Below are 15,917 nucleotides of genomic sequence, written 5' to 3'. Positions count from 1 at the left end.
CATCCCCCATATAGGACGATTTGATTTTGGAAGAAGCCGTCATTTCGCTGAAAGACGTATCGCTGACGCTCGGCGAAGGTGCATCCTCGGTCCATGTGCTGAAGGGCGTCAGCCTCGATGTGGCGGGCGGCGAAGCGACAGGCATCGTTGGACCTTCAGGTTCGGGAAAGTCGACATTGCTGATGGTTTTGGCCGGACTTGAAAGGGTCGATTCGGGGACGGTCCGAATTGCCGGCGAGCTGCTCAACGGCAAAAGCGAAGATCAGATCGCATCGTTTCGGGGACGAAACATCGGCATCGTGTTCCAGTCTTTCCATCTCATCCCCAATATGACGGCGCTGGAAAACGTTGCGGTCCCGCTGGAGCTTTCCGGCCATGTCGATCCATTCGGCGTGGCGGCGCGCGAGCTGGCGGCGGTCGGTCTCAGCGATCGCGTCACCCATTACCCCGGCGAATTGTCTGGCGGCCAGCAGCAGCGCGTGGCGATCGCCCGGGCGCTGGCGCCGTCGCCGCGCATCCTGATCGCCGACGAGCCGACCGGCAATCTCGACCAGGCAACGGGGCGGCACGTCGCTGACCTGCTGTTTGCCAAGGCGGCCGAACGCGGCATGACGCTGGTGCTGGTCACGCATGACCCGGTACTCGCGGCGCGCTGCTCGCGCCAGGTGTCGATGCGGTCGGGGCTGATCGAAGACGCGCCTAAGCCGGCCACCAGGGCTGGCAAGGTGACCGCATGATGCCGCTGGCGCGCACGCTGAGGCTCGCCTTTCGGTTTTCGCTGCGAGAAATGCGTGGCGGGCTGTCCGGCTTCCTGATCTTCCTTGCCTGCATCGCGCTGGGCGTCGCTGCGATCGGCGGCGTCAATTCGGTGGCGCAGGCGATTTCCGCCGGTGTTGCCGACCAGGGCCAGACGCTGCTCGGCGGTGATCTCCGCTTCCAGCTCAACCAGCGCGATCCGACCAGAGCCGAACGCAGCTTCCTCGACCGGCTTGGCACGGTTTCGCACAGCGCCAATATGCGCTCGATGGCGAGGCTCGAGGACGGCTCCGACCAGGCGCTGGTCGAGGCCAAGGCGGTCGACGGCGCCTATCCGCTCTATGGTGCGCTGGAGACCCAGCCGGTGCTGTCGCGAGAGGATCTGTTCGGCGAAAAATCCGGCGTCTTCGGCGCCGCCGCGCCGGACCTCTTGTTCGAGCGGCTGAACCTTGGCATCGGTGACCGGCTAAAGCTCGGCAGCGCGACGTTCGAGCTGCGCGCCAGGCTGGTCAACGAGCCGGATGCGGTGTCGGATGGCTTCGGTTTTGCGCCGCGGCTGATGGTGTCGACCGACGGGCTTGCCGCTTCCGGCCTGATCCAGCCGGGCAGCCTGGTCGAGAATGCCTATAAGGTCCGCCTGCCCGGCGGCACCACTGAGGCACAGATCAAGGCGATCCAGGAGCAGGCGACAAACCAGTTCCCGCAGGCCGGCTGGTCGATCCGCACGCGCAGCAACGCAGCGCCGGCGCTGTCCTCGAATATCGAGCGGTTTTCGCAATTCCTGACGCTGGTCGGGTTGACGGCGCTGGTGGTCGGCGGCGTCGGCGTGGCCAATGCCGTGCGTGCCTATCTCGACGGCAAGCGCGGCGTCATCGCCACCTTCAAGAGCCTGGGGGCTTCGGGCGGGTTCGTCTTTGCCGTCTATCTGGTGCAGATCCTGATGATCGCCGCCCTCGGCATCACGCTAGGCCTTGTACTTGGCGCGCTGATGCCGTTCGCGGCCAGCGCGGCACTCCAATCGGTCATTCCAGTGCCGGCGGAAGGTGGGTTCTATCCCGGCGCCCTCGGCATGGCAGCGCTGTTCGGGCTACTGGTGACGCTGGCTTTCGCCTTGCTGCCGCTCGGCCGCGCCCGCGACGTGCCGGCAACGGCGCTGTTTCGCGAAATGGGTTTCGAGGGCCGCGGTTTTCCCCGCCCGCTCTATATCGCCGCGGCATTGGGCATCGCGCTGCTGCTCGCGGTACTGGCGATTCTGTTTTCCGGCGACCGCCGTATTGCCTCGATCTTCGTTGGCGCCACGATCTTTTCGTTCCTGGTGCTGCGTGTGGTCGGCTCGCTGGTGCAGTGGGCGGCGAAGAAAAGCCCGCGCGTGCGCTCGACCGCGCTCAGGCTCGCCATCGGCAACATCCATCGGCCTGGCGCCTTGACGCCGTCCGTGGTGCTGTCGTTGGGACTCGGGCTGACGCTGCTGGTGACGCTGGCGCTGATCGACGGCAATCTCAGGCGGCAGATCTCGGGCAGCCTGCCGGAAAGGGCACCGAACTTCTTCTACGTCGATATCCAGAGCGGTGACGTCGATGCCTTCACCGCGCTGGTCGGCAAAGAGGCACCGCAAGGCAGGCTGATCAAGGTGCCGATGCTGCGCGGCCGGGTGATGGCGCTCAACGGCGTCGATGTCGACAAGGTCAAGGTTCCGGCCGAAGGCGCCTGGGTACTGCGCGGCGATCGCGGCCTGACCTATGACGCAAAGCTGCCGGAGAATGCGACGCTGACCGAGGGCAGCTGGTGGCCGGAGAACTATGCCGGCGAGCCGCTGGTCTCGTTTTCCGCCGAGGAAGGCAAAGAGATCGGGCTGAAGCTCGGCGACACCATCACCGTCAACGTGCTCGGCCGCAACATCACGGCCAAGATCGCCAATTTCCGCCAGGTCGAATGGGAAACCATGGGCATCAATTTCGTCATGGTGTTCTCGCCCAACACATTCGCCGGTGCGCCGCATGGCTGGTTGGCGACGCTGACCGAGACGAATGCGTCGGCAGCCGACGATGCGCATCTTCTCAACGCCGTCACGCGTGCCTTTCCCGCGGTGACGACGGTCAGGGTCAAGGACGCACTCGAAATCGTCAACCGGCTGGTGGCGCAGCTCGGCACAGCAATCAGGGCAGCAGCGGGCGTGGCGTTGATCGCCTCGGTGCTGGTGCTGGCCGGGGCGCTCGCCGCCGGCAACCGGGCTCGCATTCACGACGCGGTGGTGCTGAAGACCCTGGGTGCGACCAGGAAAACGCTGATCGCCGCGTTTTCGCTGGAATACATGCTGATCGGCCTTGCCACTGCGATCTTCGCGCTGGCAGCGGGCGGTGTGGCGGCGTGGTTCGTCGTCGCGCGCATCATGACGCTGCCATCGCACTTCATGCCGGAGGTGGCGGTGGCGACCATCGGCTTTTCGCTGGTGGTCACGGTCGGCATAGGCCTTGCCGGCACGTGGCGGGTGCTGGGCCACAAGGCGGCGCCGGTGCTGCGGAATCTTTGAGCCAGAGCCGGGTGCGATTAAATCTCGGTAATGTTCCGGGCGGGAAGGCCAATAAAACCGTATCTCCGGCACTTCACGGAGCATTACGTTTGGTTACGGTCTTGTCCTTTACGCCAAGAACCATCATATTTCGGCGCAGGCATGCTGGAGCCCCGCCAGCGGCGCCTGGGTTCAAAAGGACCTGACACCGGACGGGGCAGAAGCAATATGAGGATTTCCATGGCTGATCCCGTTCGCAATTATCAGACGCGCGCCGTGCCCGGCGCCGGCGTCGATGCTGCCATCGACCAGGGCCTGCGGGCCTATATGATTAAGGTCTACAATCTGATGGGGCTTGGCCTCCTCATCACCGGCCTTGCCGCGGTCGGCACAATCATGCTGGCCACCACCAGCGATCCCGCCTCGGCCGTCGCGACGTTGCCAAGCGGCGAGATGCTGACCTCGTTCGGCTACGCGATCTTCGGCTCGCCGCTGAAATGGCTGGTGATCTTCGCCCCGCTGGCAGCGGTGATGTTCCTGTCGTTCCGCGTCCAGTCGATGAGCGTTTCGGCCGCGCAGACGACATTCTGGGTCTACGCCGGCCTCGTCGGCCTGTCGCTGTCGTCGATCTTCCTGGTCTACACCACCGCCAGCATCTCGCAGACCTTCTTCGCCACCGCCGCCGCCTTTGGCGGGCTGTCGCTCTACGGCTACACGACCAAGCGCGATCTCTCGGCGTTCGGTTCGTTCCTGGTCATGGGCCTGGTCGGCCTGATCATCGCGATGGTGATCAACGTCTTCCTGCAGTCGTCGGCGCTTTCCTTCGCCGTTTCGGCGATCGGCGTGCTGATCTTCGCGGGCCTCACCGCCTATGACACGCAGAACATCAAGGAGATGTACTTCGAGGGCGACGAGACTGATGTCGCCGGCCGCAAGGCGATTATGGGCGCATTGAGGCTCTATCTCGACTTCATCAACCTGTTTATGTTTCTGCTGCAGTTCATGGGCGACCGTCGCTAAATACGGTTTTCCTGGACCAGCGAGTTTGGAAAGGGCGGCCCAATGGCCGCCCTTTTCTTTTGTGCCGGCTTTTGCTGTGATATAGGGCAGATGAACGACGTGCCTAAATTATGAGCAGCATCACCTTGCGGGCCGCGACGTCGGCCGATCTCGACCGGATCACGGAAATCTATGCCGACGCGGTAACGAATGGCACGGCGAGCTATGAACTCGAGCCACCAAGCCGCACCGAGATGGGCGTGCGCTTCGACAACCTGATGGCGGGCGGCTTTCCCTATCTCGTTGCAGAAAAGGCCGGCGCCGTGCTCGGCTATGCCTATGCCGGAGCGTTCCGGCCGCGCCCGGCGTACCGCTTCGTCGTTGAGGATTCCGTCTATGTCGCGCCCGAGGCCAAAGGGCAAGGCGTCGGGCTGCTCTTGATGCAAGGGCTGATCGAGGCGGCCAAGGCGGCGGGTTTTCGCCAGATCATCGCGGTGATCGGCGACGGCCGGCCCGACAGCGCCTCGGTACGGCTGCACGAGAAGCTCGGCTTTCGTCATTCCGGCCGCCTGGAAGGCTCAGGCTACAAGCACGGACGCTGGCTGGACACGGTGTTCATGCAACTGCCGATCAATGGCGGGGCGTCCATCCCGCCTGATCCGCAATCGCTGCCCGAGCGGAAGTTCCGCCAGCAAAAATAAAGGGTTACGCCTCGACCAGCTTCAGTGTTCGGTCGAACACGCCAAGCACCCGGCCGAGTTCCTGGCCGCGCTTGAGGATGCGCCCGCCGGCGGCGATGACGGCGAACGCGCCTTGCCGGCGCGCCAGCTTCGGATCCTTGACGATCTGGAAAAGCGGCACTTCGCTGGTGCGGCGGAAGACGGAAAAAACGGCGCGGTCGGCGAGATGGTCGATGGCATAGTCGCGCCACTCGTTGGCGGCAACCATACGGCCGTAGAGCCTGAGGATCTGGTCCAGTTCGCGCCGGTCGAACCGCACCGGCTGGTCGAGGCGTTCGCGTCTTGCCTCATGCAGCGGGATCAATATTGCGGATGCGTCCCCATCCTCCGTCCCGCTGCTGCGATCAGTCATGCCTGGATCCTCGCAATGAATCGTACGCCGACCAAAGTTGGCGCTTTCGTTGCCGAATTGCAAGGCCCGGCCGGGCAAGGCCAGCACCGCGCGGTTTCTCCAGCGTCCAGTCACGTTTGCGAAACGCCTGTTGGAATTGGTGATGCTTCGCCACAATCCTGCCTTTTTTTATCCGTGCTCATGCCCCAATGTCCGACGAATTTACCGGTGTTGCCTGAGACGGTTCGGTCCGGCACCGGCTCGTAAACCCCAAGCCCCCCGCCCACGGGTCTGCGTCGGATCGAACCAACCTCGGTTTTTCCTTGGAAAGATCGGGTGCGACGATCCCAAAACCTAAATGACCGGCGTCAGAAGCAAGCTGACGCCGGTTTTTTATTGGCCGGAGCCGTGGCGGTGCGATCCGTCCGGATTGGCTGCCATCAGAAGGTTGAGCGCGGTTCTCCCTTCTCCCCTTGTGGGAGAAGGTGTCGCCGAAGGCGACGGATGAGGGGTGTTCCAGCTTGGCAATTTCCTTGAAATCGCCGCCGCCTCAATTCTTCCAGCACCCCTCAACCGTCTCGGCGCTGCGCGCCGATCCACCTTCTCCCACAAGGGGAGAAGGAGAGGTCCCCGCTTAAGGCTTGCGGATAAAGGCTGCACCCAGGATCGGACCGGGCATGCCGTCCTTGCCGACCGACTGCAGCAGCACGGCGCAGCCGCCCTTCTTGGCGATCTCGCTCATCGGCAGTTCGTAGCGCTGCGCCTTGCCGTGCCACATGCCGGCGGTCTGGATGGTGGAGACGGCGTTCCAGTAGGTCATGCTGCGGCCGCTGTTTTCGCCCTTGCCGATCTTTATCGTCTGTGGCGGGTTGAAATAGACGATGACGACATGCGCGTCGGTGGGGCCGCTAACGGCGTCGCCGGCATCGATCATGACGCGATCGCTGGTCCGGCTGACCTTGATGCCGACGCGCATGCCTTCGCCGACCCTCTCCATGCGGGCCAGCGCGCCGTCGACTTCCTCGCGGCTGGCGCCGTTGACATGGCTGCGGCCGTTTATGACGGCTTGCGGGGTGTAGACGGAACGACTGCCGAAGGCGCGCATATACTCGTATTGCCGCTCGGTATTTTCCTTGCGGCTCAGCGTGTCCTGCCAGCCGAGGTAATCCCAATAATCGACATGATAGGCGAGCGCGACGATGTCCTCCTTGGCGGCAAGCTCGGCGAAGAATTCGTCGGCCGGCGGACAGGAGTTGCATCCCTGGCTGGTGAAGAGCTCGACGACGCCTAATGGCTTGTCGGTTGGCTCGGCAAGGGCCCTGCCGGCAAACGCCGAGAGGGCCAGCGCAAGGGCCGCAAGCCGCAATGGTCTTCGAGATGGCATGGCCGTTCCGATCCCGCCGGTGACGCCGGCTTTGTTCTGGTTGTCGAAATATGTGGCAGAAGCGGCAGTCAACGGGAAGTCACGTTGCGGTGAAATTTTGCCGTTGCAACCGCTGGCAAGGGCGCAATAGGTGGACTTGCACTTCACGATGGAAGCGATTCGGGCGGCAATCAGCATGTGGCAATCTCTCCTGGCGCCGGTCGACCTCTATTGCGAACGGACGGGGCCGGAATTCTGGGCCGAACCGCTCAATGCGCTGAGCAATCTGGCTTTTTTTGCCGCCGGGCTATGGGGTGTCTGGCAGGTGCGCAAGCGCGGCACCGGCACCTTCGCCGAAGTGCTGGCCTGGTGGGTGGTGGCGATCGGCATCGGCTCGTCGCTGTTCCATACCTTTGCCACAAGGGCAATGATCCTGGCCGACGTGCTGCCCATTGCAGGATTCACGCTGGCCTACACGCTGTTCAACCTGCGACGTTTTCTCGGCATGAAATGGGGCAGGGCGATCGCCATCTTCGTCGCCTTTTACGCCGTTGCCGGGCTGGTGACCTTTGCCGTGCCCGACTGGCTGCGCCAGGCGTCGAACGGGACGACCGGCTATCTGCCTCCGTTTCTGGCGCTCGCCTTCTTCGGCGCCTGGGTGGCGGCCAGCGGCAATCGCGCCGGCTGGTACAATCTGGCGGGTTCGGCGATCTTCGTCGTGTCGGTCATCTGCAGGATGATCGATCCGCTGGTCTGCGGCGGCTTTCCGCTCGGCACGCATTTCCTGTGGCACATATTCAACGGGCTGATGCTCGGCGTGCTGCTGGCGGCGACAGCGCGGTTTGGCAAGCCAAGACAGGGCAGTAGGGCAGTAGGGGAATAAGTCGCTTCTCTTTGCTTCACCCTACTGCCCTACTCCCTTATTGCCCTACTCCCTTAAGCGGCCAGATCGCGCAGCACGTATTGCAGGATGCCCCCATTCTTGAAGTAGTCGAGCTCGTCCAGCGTATCGATGCGGCAGATGATCGGAACCTCTTTGACGCTGCCGTCGCCGTAGGTGATCCTGGCGATCATCTTCTGCCGCGGCTTGATGTTGCTCAGTCCGTCGATCTCGACCAGTTCGTCGCCCTTGAGGTTGAGCGAGGCCCATGAGGTGCCTTCCTCGAAGACGAAGGGGATCACGCCCATGCCGACCAAATTGGAGCGGTGGATGCGCTCGAAGGACTGGGCGATGACCGCGCGGACGCCCAGCAAATTGGTGCCCTTGGCCGCCCAGTCACGCGACGAGCCGTTGCCATATTCGACGCCGGCGAAGATGACCAGCGGCACGCCTTCCTTCTTGTAGCGCATCGCGGCGTCGTAGATCGATTCCTCTTCTTTCGAGGGGTAATGGATGGTGTAGCCGCCCTCGCGGCCGTTCTCGCCCAGCATATGGTTGCGGATGCGGATATTGGCGAAGGTGCCGCGCATCATCACCTCATGATTGCCGCGGCGCGTGCCGTACTGGTTGAAATCGGCGACGCCGACGCCGTGGTCGGTGAGATACTTGCCGGCCGGCGAGGCCGCCTTGATCGAACCGGCCGGCGAAATGTGGTCGGTGGTGATCTTGTCGCCGAACAGACCGAGCACACGCGCGCCCTTGATATCGCCGATCTTGCCGAAGCCTGACTTCATGCCGGCGAAATAGGGCGGGTTCTGCACATAGGTCGAATTGTCGTCCCAGGCATAGGTCTGGCCTTCCGGCGCCTTGACGTTCTGCCAGTACTCGTCGCCCTTGAAGACGTCGGCATATTTGCGGGCGAACAATTCGCGCGTGACGTTCTTCTCGATGAATTCTTGGATCTCGACCGAACTTGGCCAGATGTCTTTGAGATAGATCGGACTGCCGTTGCGATCGTCGCCGAGCGGCTCGGTGGTCAGATCTTTGGTCACCGTCCCGGCCAGCGCGTGGGCGACGACCAGCGGCGGCGAGGCGAGATAGTTCGCCTGCACGTCGGGCGAGACGCGGCCTTCGAAATTGCGGTTGCCGGACAAAACTGCCGCAGCAATCAAGCCCTTATCGTTGATGGTCTTGGAGATCGGCGCCGGCAACGGGCCGGAATTGCCGATGCAGGTGGTGCAGCCGAAGCCGACCAGGTTGAAGCCGATCTGGTCGAGCTCCTTCTGCAGGCCGGATTTCTCGAGATATTCGGCGACGACCTGGCTGCCCGGCGCCAATGAGGTCTTGACCCACGGCTTCTGCTTGAGGCCGAGCCGGTTGGCATTGCGCGCCAACAGCCCGGCGCCGATCAGCACGCTCGGGTTCGAGGTGTTGGTGCAGGAGGTGATGGCGGCGATGACCACATCGCCATGGCCAAGATCGTAGTTCGTGCCCTCGACGGCATAGCGCTTGTCGATTTCGGCGGCCTTCTTGTATTCGGACTCCATGGCCTTGGCGAAGCCGGCCGGAATGTCTTCAAGTGCGACCCGGCCTTCCGGCCGCTTCGGGCCGGCCATCGACGGGACGACACTGCCGAGATCGAGCTCCAGCAGGTCGGTGAAGACCGGATCGGCCGAGCCGGCATCGCGCCACAAGCCTTGCGCCTTAGAATAAGCCTCGACCAGGGCGATGCGGCTTTCGTCGCGACCGGACATTGTGAGATAGCGGATGGTTTCGCTGTCGACCGGGAAGAAGCCGCAGGTGGCGCCATATTCCGGCGCCATGTTGCCGATGGTGGCGCGGTCGGCCAGCGTCATGTTGGACAGGCCCGGCCCGAAGAATTCGACGAACTTGCCGACGACGCCCTTCTTGCGCAGCATCTGGGTGACGGTGAGCACCAGGTCGGTGGCGGTGACGCCTTCCCTCAGCCTGCCGGTGAGCCGGAAGCCGATGACTTCAGGCAGCAGCATGGAGACCGGCTGGCCAAGCATCGCGGCCTCCGCCTCGATGCCGCCGACGCCCCAGCCGAGAACGCCGAGGCCGTTGATCATCGTGGTATGTGAATCGGTGCCGACGCAGGTGTCGGGATAGGCGGTGGTCTCGCCGTCTTCGCTGTTGGTCCACACGACCTGACCGAGATATTCGAGATTGACCTGATGGCAGATGCCAGTGCCGGGCGGCACGACGCGGAAATTGCGGAACGCCTGCTGGCCCCATTTCAGGAATTTGTAGCGTTCCTCGTTGCGCTCATATTCAAGCTCGACATTGCGGGCGAAAGCCAGTGGCGTGCCGAATTCGTCGACGATGACCGAGTGGTCGATGACCAGATCGACCGGCACCAGCGGATTGATCTTTTGCGGGTCGCCGCCGAGCGAGGCCATGGCGTCGCGCATGGCGGCAAGGTCGACCACGGCTGGAACGCCGGTGAAATCCTGCATCAGCACGCGAGCCGGGCGATAGGCGATCTCGACGCCGGCGGTGCCCCGGTCAGTCAGCCAGCCGGCGACCGCCTGGATGCTCTCCTTGGTAACGGAACGGCCGTCCTCGTTGCGCAGCAGATTCTCCAGCAGCACCTTCATCGAATAGGGCAATTGGGCAATACCGGTGAGGCCGTTCTTTTCGGCCTCGACAAGGTCATAGTAGATGTACTCGGTGCCGCTGGCGGTCAGCGTGCGGCGGCAATTGAAGCTGTCGAGTGATTTGGACACGTGCGATCCCTAACTGTCGGTTGCCGGAAGGGAACGGACGCCAGTGGGCATGCAAATCACGCGCAAAGGTGCGGGTACGGCCATTTCCGCTATCCGTTCCCAAGCGTCCGGGCCGTTCAAGGCGGCACGCGCGCTGGTTCGGCGCAAATTCGGTTCCCGTGCCGACCGCTGGCACGGATGATGCGGATATAGAGAATTTTCTGGAATAGTTCTAGACACGGAATTGCCATTTTTGCTGCGGCGCACCGAAGCCGCGCCTGAACTTTCGGCGAAGGGGAACGGATGCGGCTGATCGCCGAAAATCTTGGCGGCGAACGCGGCGGCGAGACGGTATTTTCCGGCATCGAATTCGCGCTGGGGGATGGCCAGGCGCTGGTCGTCACCGGGCCGAACGGCGCCGGCAAATCGACGCTGCTCAGGATCGTCGCCGGGCTGTTGCCGGTGGCGGCAGGCCGTGTGCGGTTCGAAGGTGGTGGCGAAGACTTTCCGTCGGCCGCCTCGGCGTGTCACTATCTCGGCCACCTCAACGCGATGAAGACGGCGCTGAGCGTTACGGAAAACCTGTGCTTCTGGCGCGATTTTTCGGGCGCCGGTTCCGCGGGTGTTGAAGAGGCGCTGGAAACCGTCGGGCTGGGCGGCATCGGCCATCTGCCGTTCGGCTATCTCTCGACCGGGCAACGCCGCCGCGCGGCGATTGCAAAACTGCTGGTAAGCCACCGGCCATTGTGGCTGCTCGATGAGCCGACGGCAGGACTGGACAATGCTTCGGAGGAGAGATTCGGCGAATTGATGGGGAAGCACCTCGAGAGTGGGGGGATCGTGGTTGCGGCGACGCATTTGCCGCTGGGGATCGAGGGAAAGGAATTGAGGATGACCGGCTGATGTTGGCATTCCTTCACAGGCGAAAGCATCTCACATCATGCTAGCCCTCTTCCTGCGCGACATCCGCCTGAGTATCCGCGCCGGCGGCGGGGCGCTTACCGGCGTGATTTTCTTTCTCGCCGTTATCGCGACCATCCCCTTCGGCGTCGGTCCCGAGCTGAAGCTGCTGGCCCGCATCGGCCCGGCGATCCTGTGGATCGCCGCCTTGCTGGCCTGCCTGCTCGGCCTCGACCGGCTGTTCCAGGCCGACCGCGAGGACGGCTCGCTCGATCTTCTGGTGCTTGGCAACGACCGGCACATGCTGGCCTTGACCGTTCTGACGAAATGCCTGGCGCATTGGGCGGGAAGCGTGCTGCCGCTGGTCATCGCCGCTCCCTTGCTCGGCCTGTTCATGAACATGGAGCCGGCCGGCATCGGCGCCACGGCGTTGACGCTTCTGGTAGGCACGCCGGCGATCACCTTCATCGGTGCTGCCGGTGCAGCGGTGGCAGTGGCGTTGCCGCGTGGCGGGCTGCTGATCTCGGTGCTCGTGCTGCCGCTGACCATTCCCGTGCTGATCTTCGGCGTATCGGCAAGCTATGGCGCGGTGGCGGACCCCGATCCATTCCTGCAGCCCTTCCTCATTCTTGCCGCGCTGACCTTGTTTCTTGCCGTGCTCGGCCCTGTGGCGGCGGCGCTGGCGCTACGGCACGGAACGGATTGATGCGTTGGCTTCAGCTCATGCCTGCGGCGCGGCGAACAATTGCGGAGCCGATGGCGCAGCGTTAAGAGAAGACATGTTGGAACGGCGTGAGACGGACCGGTTGGAAAGCGCCGCGGAGCGAAAAGCATGAGCGTACATGCGCTTTATGTCACCGCCGCCTATGCGATCACGGCCGTGGTGCTGGGCGGGCTGATCGGCTGGATTCTGCTCGACCAGCGCGGCCGCAAGCGAGAGCTTGCCGAGCTGGAGGCATCCGGCGTGCGCCGGCGCTCCGATAAGGCAGTAAAATCATGAGCACGGAAACCCAAACACCGGCGCGCCGCCGCCTGATCGTGCTGCTGCCGCTGCTGGTCTTTCTCGGGCTGGCGGGATTGTTCCTGGCGCAGCTTTTGTCCGGGCGCGACGTGTCGGAAGTGCCGTCGGCGCTGATCGGCCTGCCGGCGCCGCAGACCAACTTGCCGGCGCTCGAAGGCACCAATTTGCCGGGCCTTGATTCAAAACAGTTCGCCGGCAAGGTGACGCTGGTCAATGTCTTCGCGTCCTGGTGCGCGCCGTGCCGCGAAGAGCATCCGGTGCTGCTGGCGCTGTCGCAGGACAGACGTTTCGTCATGGCCGCGCTGAACTACAAGGACCAGCCGGAAAACGCCCGTCGGTTCCTTGGCGATCTCGGCAACCCATTCCAGGCGATCGGCGTCGACCAGGCCGGACGCACGGCGATCGACTGGGGTGTCTACGGCGTGCCGGAGACCTTCGTCATCGGCAAGGATGGCAAGATCGCCTATAAGCATGTAGGGCCGCTGACGCCGGACTCGGCGCGGACGCTGCTGTTACCCGAAATCGAGAAGGCGCTGGCCATGCCGGGCTGATGGCCCGCCGTTTCGTCATGCTAGGGTCTTTTCTCCGCTTTGCGTCGCTACGCCCAAGGATGACGAACGTGATAGGTCGACCGAAGACTCAGCCGTAGATCTGCTTGTGGACCTGGTAGAGCATTTCGCTGCGGTCGGCGCGCATGTCGGCGAGGTCACGGCTGCTGAAGCTGTCGATTTCGGCGACGAGGCGGTTGTAATGCCGGCGCTTGGCGATGCTGGCGCGAGCGCGGCTCATGAGGCTGTCGATGATCATAGCGAGTTTCCTTTTTGCGCCGCGTTTCGCGACCAGTTGTTCCTCCCTTGATCGATACGGAGCATGACATAGTTATGGTGCGTTGCAAAAATAAGATGTTGCAATGCACCATTGCGCTGGGCGCATAGCCGGTTAACGGGATGTGACCTGCCGTCCGGGCCAGCATTCGCTTCCATAATGCTTCTGACGCATCATCGATCTTGCCATATCGATCGTGGGCTGGCTTGATCGCGCCTTGCCAAGCGACCGCTACCGGGAGGAACCATGGCCAGCGAATTCTACGAAGTTCTCGATCCGCGCTTTTCGCGGCTGTTCAACGGCAATGCACAGGTCGACAGGCTGTTTACCGGCTGCCGATGGGCGGAAGGACCGGCCTGGTTCGCGGCCGGGCGCTATGTGGTCTGGTCCGACATCCCGAACAATCGCATGCTGCGTTACGACGAGACCGACGGCAGCGTCAGCGTGTTCCGTCAGCCGTCCGGCAATTCCAACGGCAACACCGTCGACCGGCAAGGCCGGCTGGTTACTTGCGAGCATTCCGGCCGCCGCGTCAGCCGCACCGAGCATGACGGGTCGGTAGTCACCATCGCCGACAAATGGCGCGGCAAGCGGCTGAACTCGCCCAATGACGCCGTGGTCAAGTCCGACGGCTCGATCTGGTTCACCGACCCGAGCTACGGCATCGATACCGATTACGAGGGCGACAAGGCCGAAAGCGAGATCGGCGCCTGCCATGTCTACCGGGTCGATCCCGGCACCGGCGAGACCGAGGCCGTGATCACCGACATGGTCAGGCCCAACGGGCTCGCCTTCTCGGTTGACGAGAGCAAGCTCTATGTCGCCGACACTGGCCGCACGCATGGTGCGCAAAACCCGGCGCACATCCGGGTGTTCAATGTCGACCAGGGCGGCAAGACGGTCTCAGGCGAAAAGGTCTTTGCCGACTGCACCGCCGGCCTGTTCGACGGTTTCAGGCTGGATGCGGACGGCCGCATCTGGGCCAGTGCCGCCGACGGCATCCACTGCTACGATCCGGACGGGACGCTGATCGGCAAGGTCAAAGTACCGGAAGTCGTTGCTAATTGCGTGTTCGGCGGCAACAAGCTGAACTGCCTCTACATCGCCGGCACGACCTCGCTCTACATGGTCCGGCTCATGGTCAACGGCGCCAAAACCTACTGAGCGGCCGCCAAGCATATGCAAGGGAGGGAACCATGCCATTCGTGAATATCCGTCTGGTCAAGGAGGTGATTGCCGATGACCCGGCCGGCAAAAAGGCCGCGATTGCCGCCCAGGTGACGGCGGCCATCACCGGCGCCACCGGCCTGACCAGCAATGATGTCTGGGTGGTCTTCGAGGAGGTCAATGCCCGCGACTGGTTCGTCGGCCAGACCGACGTCGAGACGCGGAGGGGCAAGGGATAGTTCCCGGCACAGATTGGCCGCAGCTCCTAGCGTCGTCATCCCAGGGCGGAGCAGGAGCGAAGCTCCGTCGCGGAGACCCTTGGATGACGAAAGCACGGCCCGGCGTTCACCGCGAGCGGATGAAGCCCGCGAAGGCCGAAACGGCGCGGCGCATCGTCAGCCGGTTTTCCGGCTGCGATAAGATTTCCTCCACCTCCGGCGGCCTCTTGCCGAGCAGCGCGATTTCGAGCGCTGCTTCCTCATAGAGCGCGAAAGACATTGTCCGCATGACCTCGGCCAGTGCGGCGCGGGCAAACAGCGAGCGCGGCGAGGCGTGGACCAGCGTGGCCGGCTTGCCGACGGCGGCATCGCGCGACACCAGCCAGTCAAGCGCGTTCTTCAGGCCGCCTGGCACACCGTGGGCATATTCCGGGCAGGAGACGATGACGCCGTCAGCGGCGGTGACCGCATCGATCAGCACTGCTGCTTGCGGCGGCGTCCGCTCGCCTTCGTCGTCGGGGTTGAAAATCGGCAGCCGGCCAAGCCCATCGTAGACGGAGACGTGACAGTCCGGCGGCGCGTTTTGCGCGAGTGCCGCGACCAGGGCCGAATTGGTCGAGGCGGCGCGCAGGCTGCCGGAGATGGCGAGGATGTTCAGCAAAGGAATGGAGACCGGCTTGGGCGATTCGTTGCCGATCACGCTACCACATGGTCTCCCTGTATTCCTCGTCCAGCCAGCGGTCGGTCGCCTCGGCCGAATCGGCGAGCGCCAGCTGGTCGCGCAGGATCTGGCCGAGCGTCGGCAGCGTCGCGCGGTCGTACCAGCTCTCCGGCTTCCACAGTTCGGAGCGCATGAAGGCCTTGGCGTAATGCATATAGGCGGCCTTGACCGTCACCACGACGACGCTTTGCGGTGCCTTGCCGTCGACCGCCAGCCGCTCGCGCAATACCGCATCGACGGTGATGCGGGCATCGCCGTTGACACGCAGCGTCTCGTTCATGCCGGGAATGAGGAAGAGCAGCCCGACCGAGGGATTGAGAAGGATGTTCTCCAGCGTGTCGAGCCGGTTGTTGCCGGGCCGGTCGGGGATGGCGATGGTCTTCTCGTCGAGCACTGTTACGAAGCCCGGCCTGTCGCCCTTGGGCGTCACATCGGCATTGCCGGCGCCGTCGGACGAGCCGATCAGCACGAAAGGGCTCTTGCCGATGAAGGAACGGCAGTGGCCGTCCAATGCCTTCAGTTCCTTGCGGATCGAGCCGTCAGTCGGCCGAGGCGTCTTGTAGATCGTCCTCAACTCGTCGCGTGTGGTGATGAATTCCATGCCCCTCTCCTCTTATTCTGGCGCAATTCCCTAGGGAAAGCGCTACGCGCTTTTCCCAGGAAAGCCGCTACACACTTTCCTGGAATTGCTTGTCTTATGACTTTCGCTGCCGAATGGGTCAGAAAGGAACGCTGAGAGAGGGTAGCCGCCCTCCCTCAGC

At 63.4% G+C, this 15,917-nt stretch carries 17 protein-coding genes; 11 read left to right on the top strand and 6 right to left on the bottom strand.

What is annotated here, in order from left to right; translation table 11 throughout:
- Positions 1–26: 26 nt before the first annotated feature.
- From NKH16_RS27850 to NKH16_RS27835, 4 genes are all read left to right on the top strand, one after another.
- Complete coding sequence (locus tag NKH16_RS27850; protein ID WP_352748278.1) at positions 27–737, top strand: ABC transporter ATP-binding protein; 711 nt, start codon at positions 27–29, stop codon at positions 735–737.
- Complete coding sequence (locus tag NKH16_RS27845) at positions 737–3,286, top strand: ABC transporter permease (protein ID WP_352748317.1); 2,550 nt, start codon at positions 737–739, stop codon at positions 3,284–3,286. Before NKH16_RS27850 ends, NKH16_RS27845 begins: the two co-directional genes overlap by 1 nt.
- 219 nt (positions 3,287–3,505) lie before the next feature.
- On the top strand, positions 3,506–4,285 hold the full coding sequence (locus NKH16_RS27840; protein ID WP_352450195.1) for a Bax inhibitor-1/YccA family protein: 780 nt from the start codon (positions 3,506–3,508) through the stop codon (positions 4,283–4,285).
- A 110-nt stretch (positions 4,286–4,395) separates the two neighbouring features.
- Positions 4,396–4,965 carry a GNAT family N-acetyltransferase gene (locus tag NKH16_RS27835; RefSeq protein WP_352708540.1) on the top strand — a complete coding sequence of 190 codons (570 nt, stop codon included), beginning with the start codon at positions 4,396–4,398 and terminating at the stop codon, positions 4,963–4,965.
- Between the two features lie 4 nt (positions 4,966–4,969).
- On the opposite strand, the gene NKH16_RS27830 is transcribed toward NKH16_RS27835, so the two are convergent.
- The gene (locus NKH16_RS27830) at positions 4,970–5,356 is read right to left on the bottom strand and encodes a DUF2794 domain-containing protein (RefSeq protein ID WP_031212724.1); all 387 of its coding nucleotides are present in this window, start codon (positions 5,354–5,356) and stop codon (positions 4,970–4,972) included.
- Between the two features lie 613 nt (positions 5,357–5,969).
- The gene (locus NKH16_RS27825) at positions 5,970–6,719 is read right to left on the bottom strand and encodes a DUF1223 domain-containing protein (protein WP_352450193.1); all 750 of its coding nucleotides are present in this window, start codon (positions 6,717–6,719) and stop codon (positions 5,970–5,972) included.
- A gap of 175 nt (positions 6,720–6,894) precedes the next feature.
- On the opposite strand from NKH16_RS27825, the gene NKH16_RS27820 reads away from it, so the two are divergent.
- Positions 6,895–7,581, top strand: a complete 687-nt coding sequence (locus NKH16_RS27820; RefSeq protein WP_352450192.1) for a ceramidase domain-containing protein — start codon at positions 6,895–6,897, stop codon at positions 7,579–7,581.
- Positions 7,582–7,634: 53 nt separating this feature from the next.
- On the opposite strand, the gene acnA is transcribed toward NKH16_RS27820, so the two are convergent.
- Positions 7,635–10,325: an aconitate hydratase AcnA gene (gene acnA / locus NKH16_RS27815; protein ID WP_352450191.1), complete on the bottom strand. Its 2,691-nt coding sequence runs from the start codon at positions 10,323–10,325 to the stop codon at positions 7,635–7,637.
- A gap of 282 nt (positions 10,326–10,607) precedes the next feature.
- Here acnA and ccmA point away from each other — a divergent pair, with 282 nt between their 5' ends.
- From ccmA to NKH16_RS27795, 4 genes are all read left to right on the top strand, one after another.
- Positions 10,608–11,207 (top strand): heme ABC exporter ATP-binding protein CcmA, encoded by a 600-nt coding sequence (gene ccmA, locus NKH16_RS27810; protein WP_352450190.1) that lies wholly within the window; start codon positions 10,608–10,610, stop codon positions 11,205–11,207.
- Between the two features lie 37 nt (positions 11,208–11,244).
- Positions 11,245–11,910, top strand: a complete 666-nt coding sequence (ccmB, locus tag NKH16_RS27805) for a heme exporter protein CcmB (RefSeq protein ID WP_023679814.1) — start codon at positions 11,245–11,247, stop codon at positions 11,908–11,910.
- 126 nt (positions 11,911–12,036) lie between these two features.
- Complete coding sequence (gene ccmD, locus NKH16_RS27800) at positions 12,037–12,204, top strand: heme exporter protein CcmD (RefSeq protein ID WP_352456348.1); 168 nt, start codon at positions 12,037–12,039, stop codon at positions 12,202–12,204.
- On the top strand, positions 12,201–12,776 hold the full coding sequence (locus NKH16_RS27795; RefSeq protein ID WP_352450188.1) for a DsbE family thiol:disulfide interchange protein: 576 nt from the start codon (positions 12,201–12,203) through the stop codon (positions 12,774–12,776). The genes ccmD and NKH16_RS27795 overlap by 4 nt, the downstream gene beginning before the upstream one ends.
- 88 nt (positions 12,777–12,864) lie before the next feature.
- Here the strand turns inward: NKH16_RS27795 and NKH16_RS27790 are convergent, their stop codons facing one another.
- Complete coding sequence (locus NKH16_RS27790; RefSeq protein WP_023721879.1) at positions 12,865–13,032, bottom strand: hypothetical protein; 168 nt, start codon at positions 13,030–13,032, stop codon at positions 12,865–12,867.
- 264 nt (positions 13,033–13,296) lie between these two features.
- On the opposite strand from NKH16_RS27790, the gene NKH16_RS27785 reads away from it, so the two are divergent.
- Positions 13,297–14,214 (top strand): SMP-30/gluconolactonase/LRE family protein, encoded by a 918-nt coding sequence (locus tag NKH16_RS27785; protein ID WP_352823742.1) that lies wholly within the window; start codon positions 13,297–13,299, stop codon positions 14,212–14,214.
- A gap of 32 nt (positions 14,215–14,246) precedes the next feature.
- Positions 14,247–14,456 (top strand): tautomerase family protein, encoded by a 210-nt coding sequence (locus tag NKH16_RS27780; protein ID WP_352748266.1) that lies wholly within the window; start codon positions 14,247–14,249, stop codon positions 14,454–14,456.
- A 106-nt stretch (positions 14,457–14,562) separates the two neighbouring features.
- On the opposite strand, the gene NKH16_RS27775 is transcribed toward NKH16_RS27780, so the two are convergent.
- The gene (locus tag NKH16_RS27775) at positions 14,563–15,096 is read right to left on the bottom strand and encodes an NADPH-dependent FMN reductase (protein WP_352748314.1); all 534 of its coding nucleotides are present in this window, start codon (positions 15,094–15,096) and stop codon (positions 14,563–14,565) included.
- Positions 15,097–15,136: 40 nt separating this feature from the next.
- Entirely contained in the window at positions 15,137–15,757 is a 621-nt protein-coding gene (locus NKH16_RS27770) for a pyridoxamine 5'-phosphate oxidase family protein (protein ID WP_352748263.1), read from the bottom strand.
- Between the last annotated feature and the right edge of the window lie 160 nt (positions 15,758–15,917).

It is taken from the genome of Mesorhizobium sp. M1307 (genome assembly GCF_040318155.1).
Classification (GTDB): Bacteria; Pseudomonadota; Alphaproteobacteria; order Rhizobiales; family Rhizobiaceae; genus Mesorhizobium.
The sequence above is the reverse complement of the archived record's forward strand: the minus strand, read 5'-3'. Positions and strand labels throughout refer to the sequence as shown.